This window comes from Rhodanobacter denitrificans (assembly GCF_003335105.1).
Lineage (GTDB): Bacteria > Pseudomonadota > Gammaproteobacteria > Xanthomonadales > Rhodanobacteraceae > Rhodanobacter > Rhodanobacter denitrificans_A.
Map to the genome: position 1 here is coordinate 207,801 of NZ_QFWQ01000007.1, position 25,078 is coordinate 232,878.

Below are 25,078 nucleotides of genomic sequence, written 5' to 3' on the forward strand. Positions count from 1 at the left end.
GCCTTCAACGTCCAGGGCGCGAAAAGGTTGATCGGCGCGCAGTGGGCGGCTCCTCTCCGGCCCTCCCCGGCGGGCAGGGAGGGCGCGAAGCGGAATTCCGGAAGGTCACGCCGCGTGACCGGCCTGGCTGCGGATCAGCGCGCGCCGTTCGCGGCGCGCCTCCAGCCAGTCGGAGAAGCGCTCCATGTACAGGTAGATCACCGGCGTGGTGTACAGCGTGACCAGCTGCGACAGCAGCAGGCCACCCACGATCGACACGCCCAGCGGCCGGCGCAGCTCGGCACCGATGCCGTTGCCCAGCGCCAGCGGCAGCGCGCCGAGCATCGCCGCCGCGGTGGTCATCATGATCGGGCGGAAACGCAGCAGGCAGGCGCGGCGGATCGCATCGCGCGCATTGAGCCCGGTGCGGCGTGCCTCGATCGCGAAGTCGATCATCATGATCGCGTTCTTCTTCACGATGCCGATCAGCAGCACGATGCCGACGATGCCGTCCACCGACAGGCTCATGCCGAACATGATCAGCGCCAGCAGCGCGCCGACGCCGGCCGGCGGCAGCGTGGAGATGATCGTCAGCGGGTGGATGTAGCTCTCGTACAGCACGCCCAGCACGATGTAGATCACCACGATCGCGGCCAGCAGCAGCAGGACCTCGTCACCCAGCGAGGAGGTGAACTCGGCCGCCTTGCCGACGAACTCGCCGCGCACCTGCGGCGGGAAATCCAGCTGCCGCTCGACCTGGTGGATCGCCGCCACCGCGTCGGACAGCGAATAGCCCGGCGCCACGTTGAACGCCAGCGTCACCGCCGGCAGCTGCTGCTGGTGGCTGACCACCAGCGGCGCGCTGGTCACCTGCGCGCTGACCAGCGCGGACAGCGGGATGTTGCCGCCGGCGCCGATCTGGAAGCCGATGTTGCCGGTGTTGCCGATGCCCGACGGCGTCGCCGAATTGCTCGACTTCAGCTGGCCGAAGCTGGTCGCGTTGCTGCCGGTGAGCGCGCCGTTGCCGTTGCCGCGCACGGTGAGCTTGGTCAGCAGGTCGTCGCTGGTGCGGAACTCCGGCGCCACCTCCAGCACCACGCGGTACTGGTTGAGCTGGGTGAAGATGGTCGAGATCTGGCGCTGGCCGAACGCGTCGTACAGGGTGTCGTCGATGGTCTGCACCGGCACGCCGAGGCGGCTGGCCTTCTCGCGGTCGATGGCGAGCTTGAGCGCATTGCCGTTGTTGGCGAGGTTGTTGTCGACGTCGGCCAGCTCCGGCCGCTGGCGCATCGCCTGGGTCATCTGGCTGGCGTAGCCGGCCAGCTCGGCCGCGTTCACCTCGGACAGCGAGTACTGGTATTCGGTGGCGGCGACGCGGCTGTCCAGCGTCACGTCCTGCACAGGCTTGAGGTACAGCGCCACGCCGGGGATCCCGGCCACCGCGTGCTGCAGGCGCGGCAACAGCGCGTCCAGGCCGTCGCGCTTGCCGCGGTCCTTCAGCACGATGCTGAGCTGGCCCTGGTTGAGCGTGGGGTTGATCGTGCCGGCGCCGATGAAGGCGGCCACGCCGGCCACCGCGGGATCCTTGCGCAGCGCCTCGGCGACGGCCCGGGTGCGGTCTTCCATCTGCGGGAAGGCGATGTTGTCGTCGGCCTGCACCACGCCGGTGATCAGGCCGGTGTCCTGCTCGGGCAGCAGGCCCTTGGGAATCACGATGTACAGGAACACGGTGAGCACCACGGCGGCGCCGGCGACCAGCATGGTCAGGCGCTGATGGCCCAGCACCCAGTCCAGCGAGCTTTCGTAGACGCCGACCGTGCGCGACCATACCGTGCGCTTGCCGGCAGCCAGGTGGCGCTCGTGCGCGTCGTCGCCCTCGGGCAACTGGTCGGGCTTGAGCAGGTAGGCGCACATCATCGGCGTCAGCGTCAGCGACACCAGCATCGAGATGGTCACCGCGATGGTCAGCACCCAGGCGAACTCGTGGAACAGCCGGCCGGTGACGCCGGGCATCAGCAGCAGCGGCAGGAACACCGCCACCAGCGACACGGTCAGCGACAGCACGGTGAAGCCGATCTCCTTCGCGCCGACCTCGGCCGCCTCCTTGCCGTCCCTGCCCTGCTCGATGTAGCGCACGATGTTCTCGATCATCACGATCGCATCGTCCACCACGAAGCCGGTGGCCACGGTGAGCGCCATCAACGAGAGGTTGTCCAGCGACATGCCGGTGAACGACATCACGCCGAACGTGCCCAGCAGCGACAGCGGCACCGCCACCGACGGGATCACCGTGGCCCACAGCCGGCGCAGGAACACGAAGATCACGCCCACCACCAGGAACACGGTGAGGATCAGGGTGAACTCGACGTCGTGCACCGAGGCGCGGATGGTCACCGTGCGGTCGGCGAACACGTCCAGGTGCACGTCGGCCGGCAGCGCGCTGCGCAGCTCGGGCAGCACGTTGCGGATCTGCTCCACCGTCTGCACGATGTTCGCGCCGGGCTGGCGGCGCACATCCAGCAGCACCGCCGGCTTGCCGTCCGCCCACGCGGCGAGCTGGTCGTTCTCGACGCCGTCGACCACGTTGGCCACGTCGGAGAGGCGCACCGGCGAGCCGTTCTTGTAGCTGATGATGGTGTTCTTGTACTCGGCCGCGTCCTTCAGCTGGTCGTTGGTGCCGATCGAGTAGCTCTGCGTCTTGCCGTTCAGCGTGCCCTTGGGCGCGTTGACGTTGGCCTGGGTCAGCGCGCTGCGTACGTCCTCCAGGGTCAGGCCGAGGTTGGACAGCTGCGCCGGATTCACCTGCACGCGCACCGCGGGGCGCACGTTGCCGGCGATCGAGACCAGGCCCACGCCCTGCACCTGCGACAGCTTCTGCGCAATGATCGAGTCGGCCAGGTCGTTCACCTCGCGCAGCTGGCGGCTGTCGGAGGTGAGCTTGAGGGTGAGGATCGGCGCGTCGGCCGGATTCACCCGGTTGTACACCGGCGGGTACGGCAGGTTGCCCGGCAGCGTGCCCTTGGCCTGGTTGATCGCCGCCTGCACGTCCTGCGCGGCGATGTCGATGTCGCGGTCCATCGCGAACTGCAGGATGATCGTGGACAACCCGGCGGAGGAATCCGAGCTCATCATGGTGAGCCCGGAGATCTGCCCCAGGTTGCGCTCCAGCGGGGTGGTGATCAGCGCGGCCATGGTGCTGGCGCTGGCGCCCGGGTACTGCGTGCTCACCACCAGGCTCGGCGCCTCGATCTCCGGCAAGGCGGACACCGGCAGCTGGCGGTAGCCAAGGATGCCCAGCAGCAGCACCGCCACCATCAGCAGCGAGGTGGCGATCGGCCGGCGAATGAAGAGTGTCGAGAATCCCATGGCTATCCGTAACGTGTAGGTGCGGTTTCCGCCGCGATCATGGCCAGGGCACGGCCGGGTTCACGCGGCGGCGGTGTCATGCCGGCCGGCACGCGGCCGCTCAACCGCGACGGCGACCGCCACCGTTCTTGCTGTTCTGCTTGGCCTTCTCCAGCTCGGCCGCGGTCGGCGCGGCCGGCACTTCGCCCGGCTTCAGCGCGTTGACCTTGCTGCCCGGCTTCAACCGGAACTGGCCCTCGGTGACCACCCGGTCGCCGGCCGCGAGCCCGCTGCCGATCATCACGTGGCTGTCGCCCACCTCGCCGGCCACCTGCACCGGCTGCATCTTGACCGTGCTATCGGCCTGCACCTGGTACACGTAGTCGCCGTCGGGCCCGCGCTGTACCGCCTGCGCCGGGATCACCAGGCCGCCGTCGACGGTGTTCACCAGCAGCTGCACATTGACGAACTGGCCCGGCCACAGCTCGTTCTTCGCGTTCGGGAACTCCGACTTCAGGCGGAACGTGCCGGTGCTGGTGTCGATCTGGTTGTCGATCACCTTGAGCACGCCGCCGCTGGCGATCGGGTGCGCGTCGGTGCGGTCCAGCGCGGTCACCTGCAGCGCGGCGCCTTCCTGCGCGGCGGCGCGGCGCACCAGGTCAAGGTTCTGCTCGGGCAGGGTGAACATCACGTTGATCGGATGCAGCTGGGTCAGCGTGACGATCGCGCTGGCGGTGGTGACCACGTTGCCGGGGTCGACCGCGCGGATGCCGGCCAGGCCGTCGATCGGCGACAGCACGCGGGTGTAGTTCAGCTGCACCTGGCTGTCGCGCACGCTGGCGGCGTCGGCGGACACAGCGGCCTGGTACTGGGCGGAGGTGTTGCGCAACGTGTCCAGGTCCTGCTTGGAGATGTAGCCCTTGGCGGCTAGGTCCTGGCTGCGCAGCAGATTGCCCTTCGCGGTATCCAGCAACGCCTGATCCTGATGCTGCTTCGCCAGCGCCTGGTCATAGGCGGCCTGGTAAGTGCGCGGATCGATCTGCGCCAGCACCTGGCCCTTCTTCACCGGCTGGCCTTCGGCGAACTCCAGGCTGAGCAGCTGGCCGCCCACCTGCGGGTTCACGGTGACCGTGTTGAGCGCCTGCACCGTGCCCAGCGCGGTCAGGTAGACCGGCACGTTCTGCTTGACCACCGGCACCACGGTGACCGGCACCGGTGGCGTCTCGTCCTTCCCATCCTTGCCCTTGCCGGCGGCCGCCGTCGCGGCCGCCCCCGGGCCGGCGGGCTTGTGCAGCAGGCGAAATCCCACGCCAGCCACCACGATCACGGCAATGACGATCAACGCGATCTTCCAAAAACGCGACATGCGAAACTCCTGGGCTAAACGGTGCGTTCGACCGGCACTCCACCATGCGGCATGCGTCGGTGATGTTACTGGCGTCTTTCAGTCGGCGCCGGTGGCGCCTGGCGGGGGGGAGCATAGGCGCAGTTGAACGGCATTGGACAATGCCGGTTGACAGGGGTGCGCCATGACCGATGGCAGGGTGGCCGGCCGGCCTGGCCCTTTCCCGGCCGGGCACCGGGCGCCGCGGCATGGCAGCGGATCGCCACGGAGGCCTGAAACTTGCCGCGCGCTTCGTCTATAATCCGCGACTGGTTCGGCTGCCCGATCCGTGAACGGGCCAGCCGGCAGACGCGATCCACGCCGCGCAACCATTTGCGGCGACCCACGCCGGGGCGAATCCATCGCGCCGGTGCAACACAGCAACAGGCCATTCAGGCAGGCCGGGGCAGCCATCGTGGCGTTCCGTCCGGCCCACTGACAGGAGTACGTGCGTGAGCGGTCCCATGAGCAAATCCGATCAGAGCGTCCTGCGCCAGTTCTCGATCATGATCGGGGGTCTGGCGGTACTGACGGTGGTACTGATCTTCACGGCGCTGGCGATCCACGATCACGAGCCGAAGGAATCCAACCCGAACCAGCCGGCCATGGTCGCCGCGCGGATCGCACCGGCCGGCGCCGTGTACGCCGGCGACACCGGCCGCGCCGCGATGCAGGCCGCCGCCGATGCCGCCGCCAAGGCCGCCGCCTCGCAGGTCGCCTACGGCGGCACCACCGACGGCAAGGCGATCTTCGACCACCTGTGCACCAGCTGCCACACCGCCGGCGTGGCCGGCGCCCCCAAGGTGGGCGACAAGGCTGCCTGGGCCCCGCGCGTCGCCCAGGGCATCGACACCCTGGTCAAGCATGCGATCGAGGGCTACCACGGCCCGGACGGCAATTTCATGCCGCCCAAGGGCGGCAACCCGGCGCTCACCACCGAGCAGGTGACCAACGCCGTGCACTGGATCGCCGACCAGGTGAAGTAAACCCGGCCTCCATGAAGCGAATCCTGACGCCGCCTTCGGGCGGCGTTTTCGTTGGCCCCTGACTGACAAGGGGGAGCCGGCGCTCACGGCGCGTGCGTCCCGATCCATGCCCGCGCGAAGTCCTGCAACTGCGGGAAGAACGCCTCGAAGCACTCCTGCAGGGCGGCGTCCCGCTCCAGCAGCACGGGCAGCGCCGAATCCAGCGGATTGCCGCGGCTCAGGCGCTGCCCGATGCCGCCCAGCGCCTCGCCCAGCATCGCGGGGTCGGCGTAGCCGGCGGGCAGGCCATGGCGCTCCATGTAGCCACGGAACCGCCGCAGGCCGTCCGGCAGCAACGCATCCTGCCGCCACAGCTGGGCACGCAGATCGGCGGCATATGCCGGCAGCGGCTGCGCGCTCCACTGCGGGAAATCCCGCGCCAGGCAGTGGTCGAACCACATGTCGAGCAGGATCCCGGCATAGCGGCGATACGGCGGAGGCAGCAGCGCCCGGGCCGCCAGCACCTCGGGGTGGGCGTCGGTGTAGACGTCGATCGCGCGATGCAGGCGGATTCCCTCGACCACCCGTGGCGGCCAAGCCAGCGCCTCCGCCCGCCCGTGCACGAAATCGCCCAGCATGCCGCCCAGCCGCAGGGCCTCGTCGTCGCCCGCCAGCAGCACGTGGGCCAGGTGGTTCATCCACGCCGTCCGCGGCAACCGATCCGCCCGGCGGTTATCATCGCCTGCATGACGCCCACCGAGCTCCCCGCCGCACCTGCCGGCTTTCCGGATATCGCCGCCAGTTTCATGCTCGACGGTCCCGCCGGCAAGCTGGAAACGATCAGCGACACCGCCGAACCGGCCTGCGCGCGCCGCGGCGTGGCGGTGATCTGCCATCCGCTCACGATCGAGGGCGGCAGCATGCACAACAAGGTGGTGACGATGGCCGAGCGCGCGCTGCGCGAATCCGGCCTGGACACGGTGCGCTTCAACTTCCGCGGCGCCGGCAATTCGCAGGGCGCGTACGACCATGGCCACGGCGAAGGCGACGATCTGGCCGCCGTGGTGGCGTGGATGCGCCGCATGCGCCCGCACGACGCGCTGTGGCTGGCCGGCTTCTCGTTCGGCAGCTACGTGACCATCGCCAACGCGGTGCGCCTGCGCGCCGATGTACTGGTCAGCATCGCGCCACCGGTGGGGCGCTGGCCGTTCGACGCGGTCGCGCTGCCGACCTGCCCGTGGCTGATCGTGCAGGGCGAAGCCGACGAGATCGTCGAGCCGCAGGCGGTGTTCGACTGGGCCGGGACGCTGGAGCACCGGCCCGAGCTGGTGCGCATGCCCGAGACCAGCCACTTCTTCCATCGCCGGCTGATGGACCTGCGCGGCGCGATCAGGCATGCGATACGCGGCTGGCTGCCACCCTTGCGGCACGGCTGACGCCGGCCATCGCCCCTTTCGAAGACCTGCCCGCTCCATGAGTGAAACCCCCTCGCCCGCGCCCACGGCGCGCTACCTCGAAGGCGTCGCCGCGCACCGCTGGGAGTCCGACCCGACCCAGCTGGCGCTGCTGCCGGAGTTCGACCGCATGCACGCGGCGCTGTGCGCCGGACCGGCGAACGGCAACGGCCTGCTCGGCCGCCTGAAATCCCTGCTCGGCAACGACCCGCCCGAGGCGGTGCCGGGCCTGTACCTGTGGGGCACGGTGGGCCGCGGCAAGACCTTCCTGATGGACCTGTTCGCCGCCAGCCTGCCGCACGGCGTGGTGCTGCGCCGGCACTTCCACCGCTTCATGGGCGAGGTACACGAGCACCTGCGCACGCTGGGCGAGCGGCAGAGTCCGCTGGCGGAAGTGGCCGCCGGTCTCGCCGCGCGCTGCCGCGTGCTGTGCCTGGACGAGTTCCTGGTCAACGACATCGGCGACGCGATGATCCTGTCGGGCCTGCTCGACGCGCTGTTCGCGCGCGGCGTCACCCTGGTCACCACCTCCAACACCGCGCCGGCCAACCTGTACCAGGGCGGCCTGCAGCGCGCGCGTTTCCTGCCCGCGATCGCGCTGATCGAGCGGCACTGCCACGTGGTCGAGATGGCCTCCGCGCACGATTGGCGCCTGCGCGCGCTGACCCAGGCTTCGGTCTACCTCACCCCGCCCGGTGCCGAGGCGCACCGCGCGCTGGAGCGCATCTTCGCCGGCCAGGCCCGCGGCCACGTGGAGGAGCACGGCAACCTGCACGTCAACGGCCGCGCGATCCCGTTCGTCAAGCGCGCCGACGACATCGTCTGGTTCGAGTTCGCCGCACTGTGCGAAGGCCCGCGCGCGGTGGCCGACTACATCGCGCTGGCCAAGGCCGGCCCGACGGTGATCGTGGCCAACGTGCCGCAGTTCACCGTCTACAGCGAGGACGCCGCCAAACGCTTCGTGCAATTGGTCGACGAGTTCTACGACCGCCGCGTCAAGCTGGTGCTGTCCGCCGCCGCGCCGATCACCGAGCTGTACGACGGCGAACGCCTGCGCGCCGAGTTCGGCCGTACCGAATCGCGCCTGATCGAGATGCAGAGCGAGGAATACCTGGCGCTGGACCATCGGCCCGAATGAACTGCTACCGTGCCGGCTGAGGATCGCCACCGGAGCCACCCATGTTTCTTCCGCTTGCCGTCGTCCTGCTGCTGGCCGCCGCCGACCTGCCGCCTGGCCAGGATTTCAGTACGCGCGTGACGCAGGGCCGGCTGGCCGAGGCCGCCGCCACCGGGCCGGCCTACCAGAAGCAGCTGTGGGACCGGATCACCGCCCCTACCGCGGCGGCGCTGAAGGGCTGCATCACCCGCCATGCGCCGGCCGACAAGTCGCCGTTCACCCTGGTCGCCGACGTCCAGGCCGACGGCAGGCCGGCCCGGATCGAGGTGCTGCCGCCGACACCGGTCGCCACCTGCATGGCCGACCGCTTTGCCAGCGGAATGCTGCCGCCGCCACCCACCACGCCGGCGCCCTACCCGATCGAGATCGACTTCAGCATCGTGCCTTGAGCCGGCATCGCGACGGCCGCACGCCCACCTCGACCATCCCCGCCACGGAGACACCCATGCACCGCACCGTCCTCGCCCTCGCCATCGCGCTGGCCGCCACCGCCCTCGCACCGTTGCACGCCACCGACGCTTCCGGCGTGCAGGCCATGGCGCAGCAGGAACTGCCACAGGTCATCGCGTGGCGGCGCGACATCCACCAGCACCCCGAGCTGAGCAACCGCGAGGTGCGCACCTCGGCGCTGGTCGCGCAGGAGCTGAAGAAGCTGGGGCTGGAAGTGCACACCGGCATCGCGCACACCGGCGTGGTCGGCCTGCTGAAGGGCGACCTGCCCGGGCCGCGGCTGGCGATCCGTGCCGACATGGACGCCCTGCCGGTGACCGAGGAGGTGAACCTGCCGTTCGCCTCGAAGGCGAAGGGCGAGTATCGCGGCAAGACCGTCGGCGTGATGCACGCCTGCGGCCACGACGCGCATACCGCGATGCTGCTGGGCATGGCGCAGGCGCTGGCCGGGATGAAGAAGCAGTTGCACGGCTCGGTGCTGTTCGTGTTCCAGCCGGCCGAGGAAGGTGCGCCGGCGGGTGAGGAAGGCGGCGCCTCGCTGATGCTGAAGGAGGGCCTGTTCAGGCAGTTCAAGCCGGACGCGATGTTCGGCATGCACGTGGTCAGCGCGCTCAACGTGGGCACGGTGGCGGTGCGGCCGGGGCCGACGATGGCCGGCTCGGACTGGTTCCGCATGGTGGTGCACGGACGCCAGACTCACGGCGCGATGCCGTGGAACGGGGTCGACCCGATCGTCACCGCCGCCGAGATCATCAGCACCGCGCAGACCATCGTCAGCCGCAAGCTGGACATCGGCACGCTGCCGGCGGTGCTCAGCTTCGGCATCGTCGAGGGCGGCTCGCGCTACAACATCGTGCCGGACAAGGTGGAGCTGCAGGGCACGCTGCGCACGTTCGACGCCGGCATGCGCCAGCAGGCGATCGACAACCTCAAGGGCATCGCCGAACACCTCGCCGCGGCGAACGGTGCCACCGTGGAGGAACAGATCCCGGTCGGCGACAGCAACCCGGTGCTGGTCAACGATCCCGCGCTGGCCGCAAGGGTGAAAGCCAGCATCGTCACGGCGATCGGCGCCGGGCACGTGATCGAGGCGAAGCCGTGGATGGCCTCGGAGGACTTCGCCTACTTCGCGCAGAAAGTGCCGAGTGTGTATTTCTTCGTCGGCGCCACGCCAGTCGGCCAGGATGCCTCGAAGGCGCCGGCCAACCACTCGCCGAAATTCTTCCTCGACGAGGGCGCGCTGAAGATCGGCATGGCCTCGATGCTGCAGGCCAGCCTGGATTATCTCGGCACGCCCAGGTCCTGACGGCGGCAGGCCGGGGATGCGAAGGCGCCGCTACGCCGCGGTCGTGCCGGACTGCTGCATCCGCTGGAAGCGGCTATGGTGGACCAGCAGGCCGCTGAAGTAGGCAATGTAGTAGCCGACCAGCAGGCCGATCACCAGCATGGTCAGCGGGCTGGCGGCGTAAGCCGTCGGCGGCATCACGCCGGGCGCGGCCGAAACCTGCTGCATCTGCGGCCATGCCACCAGCATCCGCCAGGCCAATCGCCCCAGCAGCAGCGCAGTGAGCAGCGCACCGATCCACGGATTCGGCACGTAGCAGTCGCCCTTTGCCGGATCGACCTCGAAACGGGTCAGGCGCAGCCCGAGCAGGCCCAGCGCACCGCCGAGCAGCACGCCGCCAGCGAGGCCCTCGGCCAGCGCAAGGTGGTGGAACCCGCTGAGCGCGAGCACGCCGCCGAGGACCGCGAACATCACGATGCGGAAGATCATCCGCTTGCGCCGGATCGGCTGGCGGCCGAACTGCCGGCTCACCCGCCGCCACACCATCCAGGCCAGCAGCGGCAGCATCACGAGATATTGGGTCAGGTGGGCGGGCATGGGCATCTCACCGGGCAGATGGTGCCCAGCATAGTCGCCCGCGGAATGGCTGACGATTGACGTTTGTCACCCCTCGCCGTGCGGCAGGAGCGCGGCGCGCTACTTCGCCTTGCCCTGGTTCGCCACCGCGGCCATCTTTGCCGCGATCGCCTCGGCATCGCCGAGATAGTAGTGGTTGAGCGGCTGCATCCGGTCGTCGAACTCGTACACCAGCGGCACGCCGTTGGGGATATTCAACTCGACGATCGCCTCGTCGGAAATGCCGTCCAGGTATTTCACCAGCGCGCGCAGCGAATTACCGTGCGCGGCCACCAGCACGCGCTGGCCGGACTTGATCGCCGGCGCCAGCACCTCGTGCCAGTACGGCAGCACGCGGGCCACGGTGTCTTTCAGGCATTCGGTGTCGGGGATCTGCTTCGGATCGAGCGCCGCGTAGCGCGGATCGTGCACCGATTCGTTGGCGGCGCGCTCCAGCGGCGGCGGCGGGATATCGTAGCTGCGGCGCCACACCTTCACCTGCGCCTCGCCATACTTCGCCGCGGTCTCGGCCTTGTTGAGGCCGGTGAGGCCGCCGTAGTGGCGCTCGTTGAGGCGCCAGTCGGTGAGCACCGGGATCCACATCAGGTCCATCGCGTCCTGCACGCCCCACAGCGTGCGCACCGCGCGCTTGAGCACCGAGGTATGCGCCACGTCGAACATGTAGCCGCCCTCGCGCAGCAGGCGACCGGCCTCGCGCGCCTCGGCCATGCCCTGCTCGGTGAGATCGACATCGGCCCAGCCGCTGAAACGGTTGTCGAGGTTCCACTGCGATTGGCCGTGGCGGATCAGGACGAGCTTGTGCATGGGGGCGCCCAACAGTGAGGTGTAAACCAGGAATGGTGCAGGCCGGCCCGCACAGCGTCAAATGCGGCCCCTGCCACAGGTCATGCCAACCCTGCGCGGCGGCGGCGCATCCTAGTACGGAACCCCCACTCCAGGAGACCACTATGCGTCGATTCCCGACGATCCTCATCCTCGCCGCACTCGCGCTGGGCCTGTCGCCGCTGGCCAGTGCGCGCGACAACGATATCGACAAGGTCAACGGCTCGGTGCAGGTCGAAGCCGGCCAACAGGTCGGCGACGTCAGCACGGTCAACGGCGCGGTGCATATCGCCGGCGGCGCCAGCGTGCACGAGGCCAGCACCGTCAACGGCAAGGTCGAGCTGGGCGACAAGGCCCAGGCCACCAAGCTCGGCACGGTCAACGGCGCGATCAGCCTGGGCAGCGCCAGCCGGGTCAGTGGCGAGGTGAGCGCGGTGAACGGCAGCATCCATCTGGCCCGCGGCGCCGACGTCGGCGGCCGGGTCGGCAACGTCAATGGCGCGATCGTGCTCGACGGCGCCCACGTCGCCGGCGGCCTCGGCACGGTCAGCGGCGACGTCACGGTGGGCGCGGACTCGCGCGTCGAGGGCGGCATCCTGGTCGACAAGCCGAACAACGGCTGGTTCCACTGGGGCAGCGAGCGCAAGCCGGTGATCGTGATCGGCCCGCACGCGGTGGTGCAGGGCACCCTGGAATTTCGCCGCGAAGTGGTGCTGAAGGTCAGCGACAGCGCTCAGATCGGCCCGGTGAAGGGCGCCACGGTGGAGAAGTTCAGCGGGGCCACGCCGTAAAGGGCAGGAGTGAGTGATGAGCGAGAAACGAGATACGAGCGGGATACGACTCGACTTACTCGTTTCTCACTCCTCTTTACTAGTTTCTCTCATCACAGCCAGTCGCGCGGTTTGAGGTACTCGGCCAACTTCGCCTCGGCGGAGCCGGCCTCCGGCTGATACGCGTACTCGAAGCGCACGCGCGGCGGCAGGCTCATCAGGATCGACTCGGTGCGCCCGCCCGACTGCAGGCCGAACAGCGTGCCACGGTCGTAGACCAGGTTGAACTCCACGTAGCGGCCGCGCCGGTACAGCTGGAACTCGCGCTCGCGCTCGCCGTACGGCGTGGCCTTGCGCCGTTCGACGATCGGCAGGTAGGCGTCGAGGAAACCCTGGCCCACGTCGCGGGTGAACGCGAAGCAGCGCTCGAAGCCACCTTCGTTGAGGTCGTCGTAGAACAACCCGCCGACGCCGCGCGTCTCGCCGCGGTGCTTGAGGTAGAAGTACTCGTCGCACCACTGCTTGTAGCGTGGGTAGACGTCCGCGCCGTACGGCGCGCACACGTCGCGCGCCACCGCATGCCAGTGCCGCACGTCCTCGTCCACCGGATAGAAGGGAGTGAGGTCGAAGCCGCCGCCGAACCACCACGCCGGCGCCACGCCTTCCTTGCTGGCCTCGAAGTAGCGCACGTTGGCGTGGGTGGTCGGCACGTGCGGGTTCTTCGGGTGCAGCACCAGCGACACGCCGGTGGCGATGAAACTGCCGCCGGCCAGCTCGGGCCGGTGCGCGGTGGCGCTGGGCGGCAACGGGTGGCCATGCACGCGCGAGAAGTTCACCCCGGCCTGCTCGAATACCGCGCCGTCGCGCAGCACGCGGGTGCGCCCGCCGCCGCCGGCCTCACGCGTCCACGCGTCTTCCTCGAACCGCGCGCCGCCGTCGGCCTGCTCGATCGCAGCACAGATGCGGTCCTGCAGTTCGCGCAGGAAGGTTTCGGCCTGGTTGGCTTGCTCGCTCATCGTCTGGCGTCGTCGGTTCGATCCGGCGAGCTTAGCAAGGCGAACGATCCGGCGGATGCGGCGTGGCGTCGCGCGGAAACGACGACGGCCCCGCGGGCGGGGCCGTCGTCATCGCGGATGGCCGGAGAATCAGCCGCCCGGCGAAGCCATCGGCATCGCTTCGGCGCCGGCGGAAATCAGCTGCAGATCCCGGCCGATGTCGCCACTGAGGTAACGCATCCAGTTCATGTAGTTCGTATGGATCAGGCGGGTGCCGTCCTTCTTCACCTCGTACTTGAGGTTGGTGCTACCGGCGTAGCTGATCTTGACCTGGTGCGTGTCGAAGGCGACGTGGATCCTCGCCTGGTAATCGTTGCCGTTCAGCGCCGCGTCGATGCCATCGGCATGCTCGGCGGTGACGACCCAGGTACGACCGATCAGCGCGCCCTTGACCGCCTTGCTCACCTGCACCGCGGTCAGGCCGGCGGGCACGTCGATCGGCGGCGGGTCGACCAGCGGGGTCTGGCGGAACGCCATGGTCAGCAGCAGCATGGGCAGCAGCAACAGCAATAATAGCCGTGAACGCGGCATCGTGTTTCCTCCCTGATAGGCCGGCAAGGCGCGCGGCCCGTGCAGTCTGCCGGGGCGGCGCGCGGCGTACAACCCGGCCGCTCAGCTGATCCGCGCGCGCATCCGCCGGTGTCCGATCAGTTGCGCCCAGCGCAGGCCCAGATCGGTCCACATCAGATAGCTGGCCTCGACCAGGAGCAGGCCGAGGTAGCGCCGATGCCGCGGCATCGCCGGCTCGGCCGCTACCGGGGTGCTGTCGAAACCGAGCCGTCGCGCCAGCAACAGGCAGCGGGCCAGGTGGTAGCGGCTGGTCACCAGCGCCACCGGCGGCAGGCCGGCGTTGCCGGCCTCGGCCAGCAGCAGGCGGCGCGCGTGGCGCAGGTTCTCCAGCGAATCCACCGAATCCTGCTCCAGCTCCAGCCGCACCGTGCCAGGCAGGCCGTGCTGCCGCAGCCAAGCCTGGCCGGCGGCGGCCTCGCTGCGCTGGCCGCCGCTGCAGCCGCCGAGCAGCAGCAGGTGGCCGGTTTGCTGCTGCTCAGCCAACGCCAGCGCACGGCGCAGCCGCTGCCGGTAGTCGTGCTCCGGCGCATCGCGCTCGAGCCGGCGGCCGAACACCAGCGCCACCATCCGCCGTGGCGGCGCCAGCGGGCTGCGCGCGGCGACCCGGCAGACGTGGATCAGGTAACCCAGCCAGACCAGGCCCGCGCTGAGCAGCAGCGCCAGCACGGTGACCAGCGCGGCATGCTGCACGTCGCGGTCGCGCAGGTAGCGCCAGCTTGGTGAGGGGGACGGGTTCGACGACACGGGATTTTGCGGAGGAGCGGGCGCTCCAGCTTAACCGGGCGTATCCGGTTCGCGGCAGCTTCATGCCCCGGCAACCACCCTGAATGCCCACCTGGTCACAGGCTAGGCATTCTGCAGGGTCAACGTTAGGCTTTCCTGATGCCCCTTCCCATGACACCCCTCGCGGTCACCGCCTACACCGCCACCTCCGCCATGGGCAGCGGCCTGGCGGCACAGCTCGATGCGCTCGAGCGCGCCCGCAGCGGATTGCGCCCCAACGACATCAGCAGCGCGCCGCTGGCCTGCTGGATCGGCCGTGTCGACGGCGTGGAGGACACTGCCCTGCCCGCCGCGCTCGCCGCCTGGGACTGCCGCAACAACCGCCTGGCCTGGCTGGGCCTGAACCAGGACGGCTTCCTCGACCGCGTGGGGGCGGCGCGCGCACGCTACGGCGCCGCCCGCGTGGCGCTGCTGCTGGGCACCTCCACCGCCAGCATCGGCGCCACCGAGGAGGCCTATCGCCGGCTCGATCCCGATGGCGGCATGCCCGACGACATGCTGCGCCCGGCGATCCACGCGCCGCATTCGCTGGCCGGGTTCGCTGCCGCCGCGCTCGACCTGGAAGGGCCGTGCCTGACCGTCTCCACGGCCTGCTCGTCCAGCGCCAAGGTGTTCGCCAGCGCCGAGCGGATGCTCCGCCTCGGCCTGGTCGATGCGGCGGTGGTCGGCGGCGTGGACACCCTGTGCGACAGCGTGCTGTTCGGCTTCAACGCGCTGGAGCTGGTGTCGCCCGAGCCGTGCCGCCCGTTCGACGCCGCGCGAAACGGCATCTCGATCGGCGAGGCCGCCGGCTTCGCCCTGCTGGAGCGCATCGAGGCGGCGCCCGATGCGCCGCGGCTGCTCGGTTATGGCGAGGCCAGCGACGCACACCACATGTCCACGCCGCACCCGGACGGCCTCGGCGCCGAACTGGCGTTGCGCGACGCGCTGGCGCGCGCCGGCCTCGACGCGGCGCAGGTGGACTACATCAACCTGCACGGCACCGCCAGCCTGAAGAACGACGCGGTGGAGGCGGCGCTGGTCAGCCGCACCTTCCCTGCCACCACGCGGGCCAGTTCGACCAAGGGCTACACCGGCCACACGCTGGGCGCGGCCGGCATCGTCGAGGCGACCATCGCGCTGCAGGCGATCGAACACGGTCTGGTGCCCGGCAATCTCGGCGGCGACACGCCCGATCCGATCTGCGGCGCGCACTTCGCCTGGCGCAACGAACACCGGCGCGTCGACGTGGCGCTCAGCAACTCGTTCGGCTTCGGCGGCAACAATGCCTGCCTCGCGTTCGCCCGCGCGGGGTCCGCCGCATGACCGCGCTGAGCGTCCATGTGGAAGGCGTCGGCCTGTGGTCGCCGCCGCTGGCCGACTTCGCGGCACTGCGGAACCTGCTCGCCGGTAGCACGCCGGAGCCGGCGCCGGCGCGACCCTCCGCCGCCATGCTGCCGCCGAACGAGCGCCGCCGCGCACCGGAGAGCGTGCTGCTGGCGATCGAAGTGGCCGGCCAGGCGCTGGCGATGAGCGGCCGCGACGCCGCCGCGCTGGCCTGCGTGTTCGCCTCCTCGCATGGCGACCAGGCGATCACCGACTACATGTGCGCCACCCTGGCGCACTCGCCGATGGAACTGTCGCCGACCCGCTTCCACAATTCGGTGCACAACGCCGCGGTCGGCTACTGGACCATCGCCACCGGCTGCCACGCGCCGTCCACCGCGGTCTGCGCCCAGCGCGAGAGCTTCGGCGCCGGCCTGCTCGAGGCGGCCAGCCAGGTGCTGGCCGAACAGCGCCCGGTGCTGCTGGTATGCAGCGACACCGCCAGCAGAGGCCCGCTGGACGAAGTCACCGCCTGCCGCCTGCCATTCGGCTGCGCGCTGGTGCTGGCGCCGCAGGCCGGCGCCACCACGCTGGCCCGGCTCGACCTCGGCCTGCAGCCGCGCGCGGCCCTCGACGCGCCACTGCCCGAGCCGCTGGCCGGCTGGCGCGAGGGCAATCCGTCAGCGGTGAGCCTGCCCTTGCTGGCCCTGCTCGCCGCCGGCCGCGGCGGCCACTGCCGACTGGCCACCACCGCTACACTGGAATTGCACATCGACATGGAGCCCGTCGCTTGAATACCCCCGCCGCGCGCTGGTGCGTGCTGATCCCCTGCCTCAACGAGGAGGCCGCGATCCGGTCCGTGCTCGAATCCGTGCTGGCGCTGGGTGCGCCGGTGATCGTGATCGACGACGGCTCGGACGATCGCACGCCCGAGATCGTCGCCGCCCTGCCGGTGACCCTGCTGCGCCATGACGAACGCCGCGGCAAGGGCGAGGCGCTGCGCCACGGCTTTCGCGAAGCGCTGCGGCAGGGCTACGACGCGGTGCTGACGATGGACGGCGACGGCCAGCATCTGGCCGCCGACATCCCGCACATCGTGGCCGCCGCGCAACGCTACCCGCAACACATCGTGATCGGCGCACGCCTGCTCGACCGCGAGCAGCAGCCGAAGGGCCGCCGCCGCGCCAACGCGGTGGCCGACTGGGGCATCTCGTGGGCCTGCGCGCAACCGGTGGCCGACACCCAGAGCGGGCAGCGCTGGTACCCGCGCGCGGCGCTGGCACTGGTCGACCTGCCGGCGGAAAACTTCGTGTTCGAAGCGGCGATCCTGATCGCCGCTTCGCGCGAGAAGCAGCTCGGCGTGGTCTCGGTGCCGATCGCCTCGCGCTATCACGGTGCATTCCGCCCCAGCCACCTCAAGCCGGTGCGCGACGTCACCCGCATCACCACCTACACGATCGGCCGGGTGGTCCACTACGGCCACGTGATCCGCAGCTATCGTCGCTCGCGCGGTGCGCCGCTCGTGGTCGACGCTGGCGCGGACTGATGCGATTCAGCCCATGCCGCCGTTGACGCCGATCACCTGGCCGTTGATGTAGCCGGCCACGTCCGAGCACAGGAACGCCACCAGCGCGGCGACCTCCTCCGGCTTGCCGGCGCGCTGCGCGGGCACCAGCTCGCGGATGCGTTCGGACGGGAAGGCCGCCTCGGCCATGCGCCCCTCGATCACGCCGGGCGCCACCACGTTGACGGTGATGCCGCGCGAGGCCATCTCGCGCGCCAGCGACTTGCCGGCGCCCACCAGCGCCGCTTTCGCCGCCGCGTAGTTGGCCTGGCCGCGGTTGCCCAGCTGCGCCGCCGCCGAGCCGATCGAGACGATGCGGCCGAAGCGCGCGCGCGCCATCGGCAGCAGCAGCGGCTGGGTGACATGGAAGAAACCGTGCAGCGAGACGTCGATCACCCGGTGCCACTGCGCGTCGCTCATGCCGGCCATCGGCGCGTCGTCGTGGATGCCGGCGTTGTTCACCAGCGCATGGATCGGCCCTTCGGCCAGCAACGCGTCCAGCGCGGCACGGGTCGCTTCCGCGTCGGTGACGTCGAACGCGATCGCCTGCGCGCGGCCGCCTGCGGCGACGATCGTCGCCGCGGTTTCCTCCGCCCGGCTCAGGCTGTGATGGCCGTGCACGATCACCTGCCAACCGGCCGCGGCCAGTGCGTGGCAGATCGCGCCACCGAGCTCGCCGCTGCCGCCGGTGACCAGGGCGCGACGTGCGGGAGGGGCTTCGGACATGGGAGGACTCGCAGGCGGATCAGCGGGAAGGATGGATCACCGCGGCACGCCCGCTGGCGAGCAGCCGGCCGCGATGCTCGACGCGGAACGCATATTGCGCGCCACCGTCGTCGGCGTAAAGGCATTCGGCATGGACGTCCAGAGCGCCGTCGAGCCGGTCGACGTATTCCTCGAACAGCTGCACCTCGCGCAGGCTGACCAGCCGGCCCGGGCGCACTTCGACCAGGCCGCGCGCACGCGCCAGCAGCGCGCCATGCACCGCCATCGCCTGCGCGCCGTATTCGGCCAGATGCACCGCGTGCAGGCCGTGCGCGCTGCGCAGCGGGTTGTCTGCGCGTGCATGGCTGGCGCTGGTTGCGTGGATCGTGCGCTCGTCCCAGGCCAGCACCGCATCCAGCAGGCACATCGTGCCCGCGTGCGGGATGAGCGCTGCCCAGTCAGTCTTGTCGAGCATGCGGCGCCATCAGGATCGACAGGCAGAAGTGGAAGGCCACGCCCAGGCTCACGGTGAGCCCGATCGCGCGCAACACCGGGATCGTGGCCCACGCCAGCATGCCGAACACCAGCAGCGCGGACAGCACGCAGACGATCGTGGCGTGCAGCGTGCGCCGCTGCTCGGCTGCGTCGCCGGTGTCGCGCTCGAAGAACAGCGCGTAGTGCAGGCCCAGCCCACCGGCGAGGATCAGCGCGACCAGGTGGAACAGCGAGATCTCGACACCGGCCACGCGCTCCACCGCCAGCACCAGGAAGGTGGCCAGGGTCATCGGCGCCAGCACGTGCCACGCGCGGCGCAGGCTGCGCAGCGCGAGCGCGATGGTCAGCACCAGCAGCAACGCGGCGGCCGCGAGCGCCTGCAGGATACGCGAGCGGTAATCAACCACCAGCGATTCGGAGGCGGCCTTCAGGTCGAGCAGGCGCACCGCGCCATGCGTGTCTGCGCCCAGCGCCTGCAACGCGGCCACGTCGTGCACGCCACTGACCGTGCCCAGGCCCAGCCAGTGGCCGTCGCGCTCGACCAGCATCGCGGCGAGGCGCTGGCCCAGCGGCGTCTGCGCGTAGCGTTCTGGCGTCAGCGGCGGCAACGTGCGTGCGGTTTGCACATCATTGACGAACGGCCGGAACAGGTCGGCGCGGAACGGCAGGCCCTGCAGCGCCTCGTCCAGCGCGTGCTGCAGCGTGGCGCGGTCGGGCAGCTTCGCCTGCCGTTCGCGCTGCACGGCCACGCTGGGCAGGTAGCGCGATGGCAGTTCCAGCGCATCGGCAGCATGCCGCGCCAGCAGCGCATCGACCCGCGGCTGCAGCGTTTCCGACAGCGCCAGCACGCCCTGCGCGCTCGGCGCCTCCAGCACCAGCAGGTAGCGCACGTCGGGCGCGCCCAGCGCTTCGCGCAGGCGCGCGTCGTGCTGCAGCAGGTCCGGCGGCAGCGGGGTCAGCGCGGCGAGGTTGTCCTGCCAGAACGGGCCGCGGGCCAGCGCCAGCATCGCCACGATCGCCGCGGCGACCACGACCGGAATCCAGCGCGGCCGTGGCAGCCGGTCGACCCACGTGCGCGCCCGCAGCAGCCAACGCATCGCGGCCACGTCGCGCACGCGCCGCGGCAGCAGGTACGGCAGCAGGTAGCGCGTGCTGAAGCCGGCCACCAGCAGGCCGACGATGGTGAACACCGCCAGCTGCTTCAGCCCGTTCACGCCGGACGCGTAGAACGCCAGGTAGGCGATGCAGGCCGAGGCGATCGCGGTGAGCAGCAGCGGCCACAGCGTGCGCACGCTGGCCACCGCATCCTCGCCCGCACGGCGGTGGCTGAGCACGCGGATCGGGTACTCCTGCGCCACGCCGAGCAGGGTGAAGCCGAACGCCAGGGTGATGCCGTGCACCGCGGGGAAGGCCACGATGAGCGCGGCGATGCCGGCCAGCGCGGCGCTGGCGATCGGCAGCGCCGACAGCAGCAGCGAGCCGACGCTGCGGTACGCCAGCAGCAGCAGCGCGATGAAGCCCACGGTGGAGATGCGCCCGATCCAGTCGGCCTGGTGCCGCGTCTGCGCCGCGGCCACCACGCTGAAGTAGCCCGGCCCGCTCAGTTCGAGCGTTGCACCGGCACTGCCCGGCAGCGTGGCGAACGCCCGGCGGATGCCGTCGATCGCCTGCTGTTGCGCGCCGGGGTCGAAACCGGCGGCGACGGTCTGCACCAGCAGCAGCGCCTCGCCCCATGGCGAGAACCACACGCCTTCGCGCAGCTCCGGCGATTTCGCCGGCGCCCAGCGCTCGGCCAGCTTCAGCACCTCCAGCGTGGGATCGCGCGGCAGCAGGCCTTTGAGCAGGCTGGCGGCGGGCGAAGACAGATCGTCCAGCCGCTGCTGCAGCTGGTCGGCGAGATAGGCCTGGTCGAGCGGCTGCGTGTCCAGCGTGGGCGACAGCAGGTAGCGGTAGGGCAGCAGGCCCGCGTCCAGCGCGCCGAGGTCAAAGCTGCCGTTGAGCACCTGGCTGTAGCGCCGGTCGTTTTTCAGCGCCGCGGCAAGGCCCTGACTCAGCGCCGCCAGCCGTTCATCGGACTGGCCATGGATGGAAAGCAGCAGCAATCGCGAACCCGGCCCCTCGCCGACCTGCTCCATCAGCAGGCGCTGGTCCGGCGTGGTCGGCGCGGGCATGAAGCTGCGCAGGTCGGTGCTGACGCGCAGCCGCTGGCTGACCATCCAGCCCAACCCGGCCAGCGCCAGCAACCAGAGCACCAGCAGCGTCGCGCGGGCGCCTGTGCGCATGCTCAAGGTGCGCCCTGGCACAGCGCCTCAAGCGCCTCGCGGGTGGGTGCGGCCGGCATCCGCGCGGCCAGCGGACCGAGCAGGTCGACCGCGAGGTCGCCGTCGGCTTCCTGCAGGTGCATGCAGCGCGATGCCTTCGCGTAGCCGTCGATGCGGATGCTGGCAACGGTCTTGGCGACGCGGGCGTCGCGCGGCACCAGGGTCAGCGTCCACGCGCCGCCGGCGTCGCCGCTCTGGCGGATCTCGAACGCCTGCTGCAGGCGCGCGGCGTCGCCACTGAGCAGGGCCACGAAGCTGTCCAGCAGCACCTGCAGCTGCGGCGCGCGTTTCAGCGAGAAGTGTCGCGGACTGCGGCCGTCGCGCTGCTGGGTCACCTCGCCGTCGGCGATGGTGGCGGTTTCCTGCTGCGGATGCTCGACGCGCCGCTGCAGCCGGTCGCCGCCCAGCCACGACAATTCGCCGGAGACCACCAGCGGCCGGTCGAGCACCTGCAGGAAGCGCGCCTCGGCGAACGCGGTATGCGCCGGTGCCGGCTGGCCCAGCGCGGCCACCAGCGCCGACGCCGAGGCGGCCGGTGCCGGCTCAGACGCCGACGTGCTCGCCCACGGCAGCAGGCTCAGCAGCAGGCTCACCAGCAGCGGGTGCGTCTTGCCAGAAATCATAGAAGTTGAACCAGTTGTAGGGAGCGACGTGGATGTAGTGTTCCAGCCGTTTCGCATAGCGGGAAATCAGGGCGTCCAGTGCCGGGCCGCGATCATGCCTCGGGATCTCCACCCGCTCGCTGAACGGTTCGAAGATCAGCTTGTAGCGGTTGCCGCCCAGGTACAGGCCGAAACACAGCACCACCGGTACCTGCAGCGTATGCGCCAGCAGCCAGGGGCTGATCGGGAACGGCGCCGGGGAACCGAGCAGGCCGGTACGCCGCAGCACCTCGTGGCCGCGGCCGCGATCGGCCAGCATCGCCACCAGCGCGCCATCCTGGCAGGCCTCGGCCATCGCCAGTGCGATCGTGGTGCCGTCCTGCGCCGCGTCGATCACGCAGGCGCCCACCTCCGGCGCCAGCGCTTCCAGCAGCTCGGTCATCGCCGGGGTTTTCTGCTTGTCCAGCACCACCCGCAACGACATCTGCGGCCGGCGCGCACCGATCGCGCGCAACGCCTCGAAGCTGCCCTGGTGCGAGCCGAACAACAAGACGCCGCGACCCTGCGCGATGCGCTGGTCGAGCAGGTCCAGGCCTTCGGTCTCGATCTGGAACGGCCGCTCGCCGTGCGCCAGCAGGAAGATCCGGTCCAGGATGGTGGCGGCGAAACAATGGATGTGCCTGAGCACCTGCCACGCCGTGGCCGGCCGGCGGAACACGCGCTGCAGGTACTGGCGCGAGGCCCGCCGTTCCGGCCCGCGGCGCAGGAAGAAGTACAGCGTGATCGGGTACAGGCAAAGCCGGCCCAGGCGGCGCCCGCCGTGCAGCGCGATCGTGCGGATCAGCCACAGCGCGAAACGGCCGCCGCCTTCGGGCCGACTCTGCCAGTGTCCATGTGTACTCACGTCGCTCCCTCGACCAGGCCGCGTGCCAGCAGCATGCCGTCACGCCGGATCTCGAAACGGATGCGCGATCCGTCCATCGCCGTCAGATGCAGCTGCGCCGTCTCGTCCGGCAGCAGCGGCGCCGTGAATTTCGCGTCCAGCACGCGGCCCAGCCGCTGGCCGCGCCAGGCGCGCAGGGCCAGCGCCACCTGCTCCAGCAGCAGCACCCCCGGCACCAGCGGCGCCCCGGGGAAGTGGCCCGGCAACGCCGGATGCTCCGCACCGACGCGCAGCGTCTGCTTGAAGCCGGCGTTCATGGCGCCACCGCGCGCTTGCCGTGCAGCAATTGGGGCCAGTGCAGCACCAGCTGCAGCAGCATGTCGTGCAGGCCGGGATGCGGCAGATGGCGCAGTCGCCAGCGGCGATAGAGGTATTCCAGCAGGAACGCCGCGCCCAGCAGCAGGTAGCCACCCAGGTGCAGCCATGTCGCGGCCCAGCGCTCGGGCACCGGCAGCGGCGAGGCGACGCCGGCGCGCGCCAGCAGCCCGCTCTGATCGGCGCACAGCAGCAGCACGGCCAGCAGCAGCGCCTGGGCGCCGAGCAGCGCCGTCCAGAACCAGGTGACCTGGCGCGCGTAGGCGGCCACTCCCGGCTGCTGCAGGCGTTCGGCGCCTTCGATGGCGACGATGAAGCGCTGCACCAACGGCTCAGCCGTGCCCAGCGTGCGGCCGAACCAGTACGCCAGCAGCGCATTGATGAGCACCGGCACCGCCTCCAGCAACAGCTCGGCAAAGCCGTAGCGCCAGGTCAGCAACAGGCCGGCCAGCAGGCCCGACCACAGCAGCCACGACGCGGCGCGGCGTGCCACGAGCTGCGGCAGCAGCAGCACGGTCGCCAGCAGGGCCAGCGCCAGCAACGCGAAGACCTGCCGCTGCGTCACCGCACCGGCGATCGCCAGCAGCGGATAGGCCGGCAGCAGCAGCAAGCCAAAGCGCCGCGTGGCGTGATCGGACGAAAGTGAAGAGGACGTCATGCCGGGTTCCGCATCGGCTCCGCCGGAACGTCGAGCCTGCCACGGGCAATGGAACGGCACATGAAGGGCGTGTCGCGGACGCGGCCGGGCCGAACCGCCGGCGTCAACCGGCGCGGTGCTGCTCGACGTGCGCGGACAGCGTGCGCAGGCTGGTGAAGATCTGCCGGTTGGCCGGGTTGTCCGAGCGCAGCTGGAAGCCGTAGCGTTTGGACACGGCCAGGGCGATTTCCAGCGCGTCGATCGAATCCAGCCCCAGTTCGCCGCCGAACAGCGGCGCATCCGGGTCGATCTGTTCGGGGGTGACGGAGTCGAGATTCAGGCATGCCACCACCAGGGTGGCCAATTCGTGCTGCGCCGCTGTCTGTTCCACCATGCTCGATTCCGTACTCTTGATGCATTGCCTCCCCCCGGTGGCAGTGGGCGCGGAGTGTAACATAGCGCCCTTGTCGTTCCCGGTTGTACGCCATGATGCAAGGATGTGAAAACCCCCAGCTGGACCCGCAGCCGCGCCGCGCGCCGCAGGTGTCCTACCGCATGGGCGACGCCGCCGCGCTGCTGGCCGAACCCGGCACGCTGGCGCTCTTTGGCTTCGGCGCCGGCACCTTGGCCCGCACCGACCCACGCTGCCTGCAGGTGGCGCTGGAGGCCCTCGATGCACCGGCGCCGCTGGAGCTGTGGCAGGTCGAAGCGCCGGTGAGCTGCGGCAGCGACGGTGCGCTGCGCTGGTCGGCCGGCGGCGGCTGGCTGTTCGCGTCGATCGAGCTGGACGAACGCGAACACGGCGGCCCGACCGCTACCGCCCGGCTGGCTTACGAGCAGTTGCACCGCTTCGTCGCCACGCGCGAGGCGCAGCACGTGCTGCGGGTCTGGAATTACCTGGGCGCGATCAATCACGGCGACGGCGACGCCGAGCGCTACAAGCACTTCTGCGACGGCCGCGCCGCCGGCATGGGCGACTTCTTCGCCGAAGGCTTCCCCGCCGCCACCGCGATCGGCCACCACGGCGACGAACACCGCCTGCAGGTCTATCTGCTGGCCTGCGACCAGCCCGGCACGCGGGTGGAGAACCCGCGCCAGGTCAGTGCCTGGCGCTACCCGCGCCAGTACGGCCGCACCCCTCCCAGTTTCGCCCGCGCGATGGCGCTGCCGGCCCAGGACGTGCTGGCGATTTCCGGCACCGCCGCCGTGGTCGGCCACGCCTCGGCGCACGAGGACGACCTCGACGCCCAGTTGGAGGAAACCCTGCTCAACCTCGAGGCGCTGCTGGCCAGCGCCGGCATGACTGCCGGCTTCGACACCCGCTCGCCGCTGAAGGCCTACGTACGCCACGGCGCGGACGCTGCACGCGTGCGCGACTTCCTGCAGCAGCGCCTGCCCGGCGTGCCGGTGCTGCTGCTGCACGGCGACATCTGCCGCCGCGAACTGCTGGTGGAAATCGACGGCTGGCGCTACGCGTAAGACGGGAAGCGAGTGATGGAGCGAGGAGTGAGGAACG

The 25,078-nt window shown here is 70.4% G+C and carries 26 protein-coding genes; 10 read left to right on the plus strand and 16 right to left on the minus strand.

Translation table 11 applies throughout. The features are described from left to right. Nucleotides 1-105 precede the first annotated feature (105 nt). Both DEO45_RS12760 and DEO45_RS12765 read right to left on the minus strand, forming a co-directional pair. Nucleotides 106-3,345 (minus strand): efflux RND transporter permease subunit, encoded by a 3,240-nt coding sequence (locus tag DEO45_RS12760; RefSeq protein ID WP_114344268.1) that lies wholly within the window; start codon nt 3,343-3,345, stop codon nt 106-108. 100 nt (nt 3,346-3,445) lie between these two features. Beyond that, nucleotides 3,446-4,690, minus strand: coding sequence for an efflux RND transporter periplasmic adaptor subunit (locus DEO45_RS12765; protein ID WP_114344270.1), 1,245 nt, complete (start codon nt 4,688-4,690; stop codon nt 3,446-3,448). A 482-nt stretch (nt 4,691-5,172) separates the two neighbouring features. Between DEO45_RS12765 and DEO45_RS12770 the strand changes: the two genes are divergently transcribed. Further along, nucleotides 5,173-5,694 (plus strand): c-type cytochrome, encoded by a 522-nt coding sequence (locus tag DEO45_RS12770; protein WP_114344273.1) that lies wholly within the window; start codon nt 5,173-5,175, stop codon nt 5,692-5,694. Between the two features lie 83 nt (nt 5,695-5,777). On the opposite strand, the gene DEO45_RS12775 is transcribed toward DEO45_RS12770, so the two are convergent. After that, a complete protein-coding gene (locus DEO45_RS12775; protein WP_114344275.1) occupies nt 5,778-6,371 on the minus strand; it encodes an ACP phosphodiesterase in 594 nt (197 codons plus the stop codon). Between the two features lie 48 nt (nt 6,372-6,419). Between DEO45_RS12775 and DEO45_RS12780 the strand changes: the two genes are divergently transcribed. The 4 genes from DEO45_RS12780 to DEO45_RS12795 are packed head-to-tail and all read left to right on the plus strand — an operon-like array spanning nt 6,420 to nt 10,060. Further along, nucleotides 6,420-7,109: an alpha/beta hydrolase gene (locus DEO45_RS12780; RefSeq protein ID WP_114344277.1), complete on the plus strand. Its 690-nt coding sequence runs from the start codon at nt 6,420-6,422 to the stop codon at nt 7,107-7,109. 37 nt (nt 7,110-7,146) lie between these two features. Next, the gene (zapE, locus tag DEO45_RS12785) at nt 7,147-8,265 is read left to right on the plus strand and encodes a cell division protein ZapE (RefSeq protein ID WP_114344279.1); all 1,119 of its coding nucleotides are present in this window, start codon (nt 7,147-7,149) and stop codon (nt 8,263-8,265) included. A gap of 41 nt (nt 8,266-8,306) precedes the next feature. Beyond that, nucleotides 8,307-8,693 carry a peptidase C13 gene (locus tag DEO45_RS12790; protein WP_114344281.1) on the plus strand — a complete coding sequence of 129 codons (387 nt, stop codon included), beginning with the start codon at nt 8,307-8,309 and terminating at the stop codon, nt 8,691-8,693. 56 nt (nt 8,694-8,749) lie between these two features. Further along, entirely contained in the window at nt 8,750-10,060 is a 1,311-nt protein-coding gene (locus DEO45_RS12795) for an amidohydrolase (RefSeq protein ID WP_114344283.1), read from the plus strand. Between the two features lie 30 nt (nt 10,061-10,090). Here DEO45_RS12795 and DEO45_RS12800 read toward each other — a convergent pair whose 3' ends face one another. Next, nucleotides 10,091-10,636 (minus strand): DUF1453 domain-containing protein, encoded by a 546-nt coding sequence (locus DEO45_RS12800; protein WP_114344286.1) that lies wholly within the window; start codon nt 10,634-10,636, stop codon nt 10,091-10,093. Between the two features lie 99 nt (nt 10,637-10,735). After that, nucleotides 10,736-11,479 (minus strand): 2,3-diphosphoglycerate-dependent phosphoglycerate mutase, encoded by a 744-nt coding sequence (gene gpmA / locus DEO45_RS12805; protein WP_114344288.1) that lies wholly within the window; start codon nt 11,477-11,479, stop codon nt 10,736-10,738. A gap of 143 nt (nt 11,480-11,622) precedes the next feature. Here gpmA and DEO45_RS12810 point away from each other — a divergent pair, with 143 nt between their 5' ends. Beyond that, complete coding sequence (locus DEO45_RS12810) at nt 11,623-12,288, plus strand: hypothetical protein (RefSeq protein ID WP_114344290.1); 666 nt, start codon at nt 11,623-11,625, stop codon at nt 12,286-12,288. A gap of 92 nt (nt 12,289-12,380) precedes the next feature. Here DEO45_RS12810 and hemF read toward each other — a convergent pair whose 3' ends face one another. The 3 genes from hemF to DEO45_RS12825 form a co-directional block, all read right to left on the minus strand. Next, nucleotides 12,381-13,283 carry an oxygen-dependent coproporphyrinogen oxidase gene (gene hemF, locus DEO45_RS12815; RefSeq protein ID WP_114344293.1) on the minus strand — a complete coding sequence of 301 codons (903 nt, stop codon included), beginning with the start codon at nt 13,281-13,283 and terminating at the stop codon, nt 12,381-12,383. Between the two features lie 129 nt (nt 13,284-13,412). Continuing rightward, entirely contained in the window at nt 13,413-13,853 is a 441-nt protein-coding gene (locus DEO45_RS12820) for a hypothetical protein (protein ID WP_114344295.1), read from the minus strand. A gap of 81 nt (nt 13,854-13,934) precedes the next feature. Beyond that, entirely contained in the window at nt 13,935-14,636 is a 702-nt protein-coding gene (locus tag DEO45_RS12825; protein ID WP_114344298.1) for a YdcF family protein, read from the minus strand. Nucleotides 14,637-14,786: 150 nt separating this feature from the next. Between DEO45_RS12825 and DEO45_RS12830 the strand changes: the two genes are divergently transcribed. The 3 genes from DEO45_RS12830 to DEO45_RS12840 are packed head-to-tail and all read left to right on the plus strand — an operon-like array spanning nt 14,787 to nt 17,526. Then, nucleotides 14,787-15,980 carry a beta-ketoacyl-[acyl-carrier-protein] synthase family protein gene (locus tag DEO45_RS12830; protein WP_114344300.1) on the plus strand — a complete coding sequence of 398 codons (1,194 nt, stop codon included), beginning with the start codon at nt 14,787-14,789 and terminating at the stop codon, nt 15,978-15,980. Continuing rightward, complete coding sequence (locus tag DEO45_RS12835) at nt 15,977-16,774, plus strand: beta-ketoacyl synthase chain length factor (protein ID WP_114344303.1); 798 nt, start codon at nt 15,977-15,979, stop codon at nt 16,772-16,774. Before DEO45_RS12830 ends, DEO45_RS12835 begins: the two co-directional genes overlap by 4 nt. Then, a complete protein-coding gene (locus DEO45_RS12840; protein ID WP_114344306.1) occupies nt 16,771-17,526 on the plus strand; it encodes a glycosyltransferase family 2 protein in 756 nt (251 codons plus the stop codon). The genes DEO45_RS12835 and DEO45_RS12840 overlap by 4 nt, the downstream gene beginning before the upstream one ends. A gap of 6 nt (nt 17,527-17,532) precedes the next feature. On the opposite strand, the gene fabG is transcribed toward DEO45_RS12840, so the two are convergent. The 8 genes from fabG to DEO45_RS12880 all read right to left on the minus strand — a co-directional run bounded on the left by fabG (nt 17,533) and on the right by DEO45_RS12880 (nt 23,956). Further along, nucleotides 17,533-18,270: a 3-oxoacyl-ACP reductase FabG gene (fabG, locus tag DEO45_RS12845; protein ID WP_114344309.1), complete on the minus strand. Its 738-nt coding sequence runs from the start codon at nt 18,268-18,270 to the stop codon at nt 17,533-17,535. 19 nt (nt 18,271-18,289) lie between these two features. Next, nucleotides 18,290-18,724 (minus strand): phosphotransferase, encoded by a 435-nt coding sequence (locus DEO45_RS12850; RefSeq protein ID WP_114344311.1) that lies wholly within the window; start codon nt 18,722-18,724, stop codon nt 18,290-18,292. Then, nucleotides 18,708-21,026 (minus strand): MMPL family transporter, encoded by a 2,319-nt coding sequence (locus DEO45_RS12855; RefSeq protein ID WP_189339747.1) that lies wholly within the window; start codon nt 21,024-21,026, stop codon nt 18,708-18,710. The genes DEO45_RS12850 and DEO45_RS12855 overlap by 17 nt, the downstream gene beginning before the upstream one ends. A gap of 2 nt (nt 21,027-21,028) precedes the next feature. Then, a complete protein-coding gene (locus DEO45_RS12860) occupies nt 21,029-21,688 on the minus strand; it encodes a LolA-related protein (RefSeq protein ID WP_189339748.1) in 660 nt (219 codons plus the stop codon). After that, nucleotides 21,609-22,571, minus strand: coding sequence for an acyltransferase (locus tag DEO45_RS12865; protein ID WP_114344315.1), 963 nt, complete (start codon nt 22,569-22,571; stop codon nt 21,609-21,611). The genes DEO45_RS12860 and DEO45_RS12865 overlap by 80 nt, the downstream gene beginning before the upstream one ends. Then, on the minus strand, nt 22,568-22,867 hold the full coding sequence (locus DEO45_RS12870) for a hydroxymyristoyl-ACP dehydratase (RefSeq protein WP_114344317.1): 300 nt from the start codon (nt 22,865-22,867) through the stop codon (nt 22,568-22,570). Before DEO45_RS12870 ends, DEO45_RS12865 begins: the two co-directional genes overlap by 4 nt. Next, nucleotides 22,864-23,583: a xanthomonadin biosynthesis protein gene (locus tag DEO45_RS12875; protein WP_114344319.1), complete on the minus strand. Its 720-nt coding sequence runs from the start codon at nt 23,581-23,583 to the stop codon at nt 22,864-22,866. The genes DEO45_RS12870 and DEO45_RS12875 overlap by 4 nt, the downstream gene beginning before the upstream one ends. 103 nt (nt 23,584-23,686) lie before the next feature. Next, nucleotides 23,687-23,956 carry a phosphopantetheine-binding protein gene (locus DEO45_RS12880; protein ID WP_114344322.1) on the minus strand — a complete coding sequence of 90 codons (270 nt, stop codon included), beginning with the start codon at nt 23,954-23,956 and terminating at the stop codon, nt 23,687-23,689. A gap of 92 nt (nt 23,957-24,048) precedes the next feature. Between DEO45_RS12880 and DEO45_RS12885 the strand changes: the two genes are divergently transcribed. Next, a complete protein-coding gene (locus DEO45_RS12885) occupies nt 24,049-25,041 on the plus strand; it encodes a pteridine-dependent deoxygenase (protein WP_114344323.1) in 993 nt (330 codons plus the stop codon). Nucleotides 25,042-25,078: the final 37 nt, after the last annotated feature.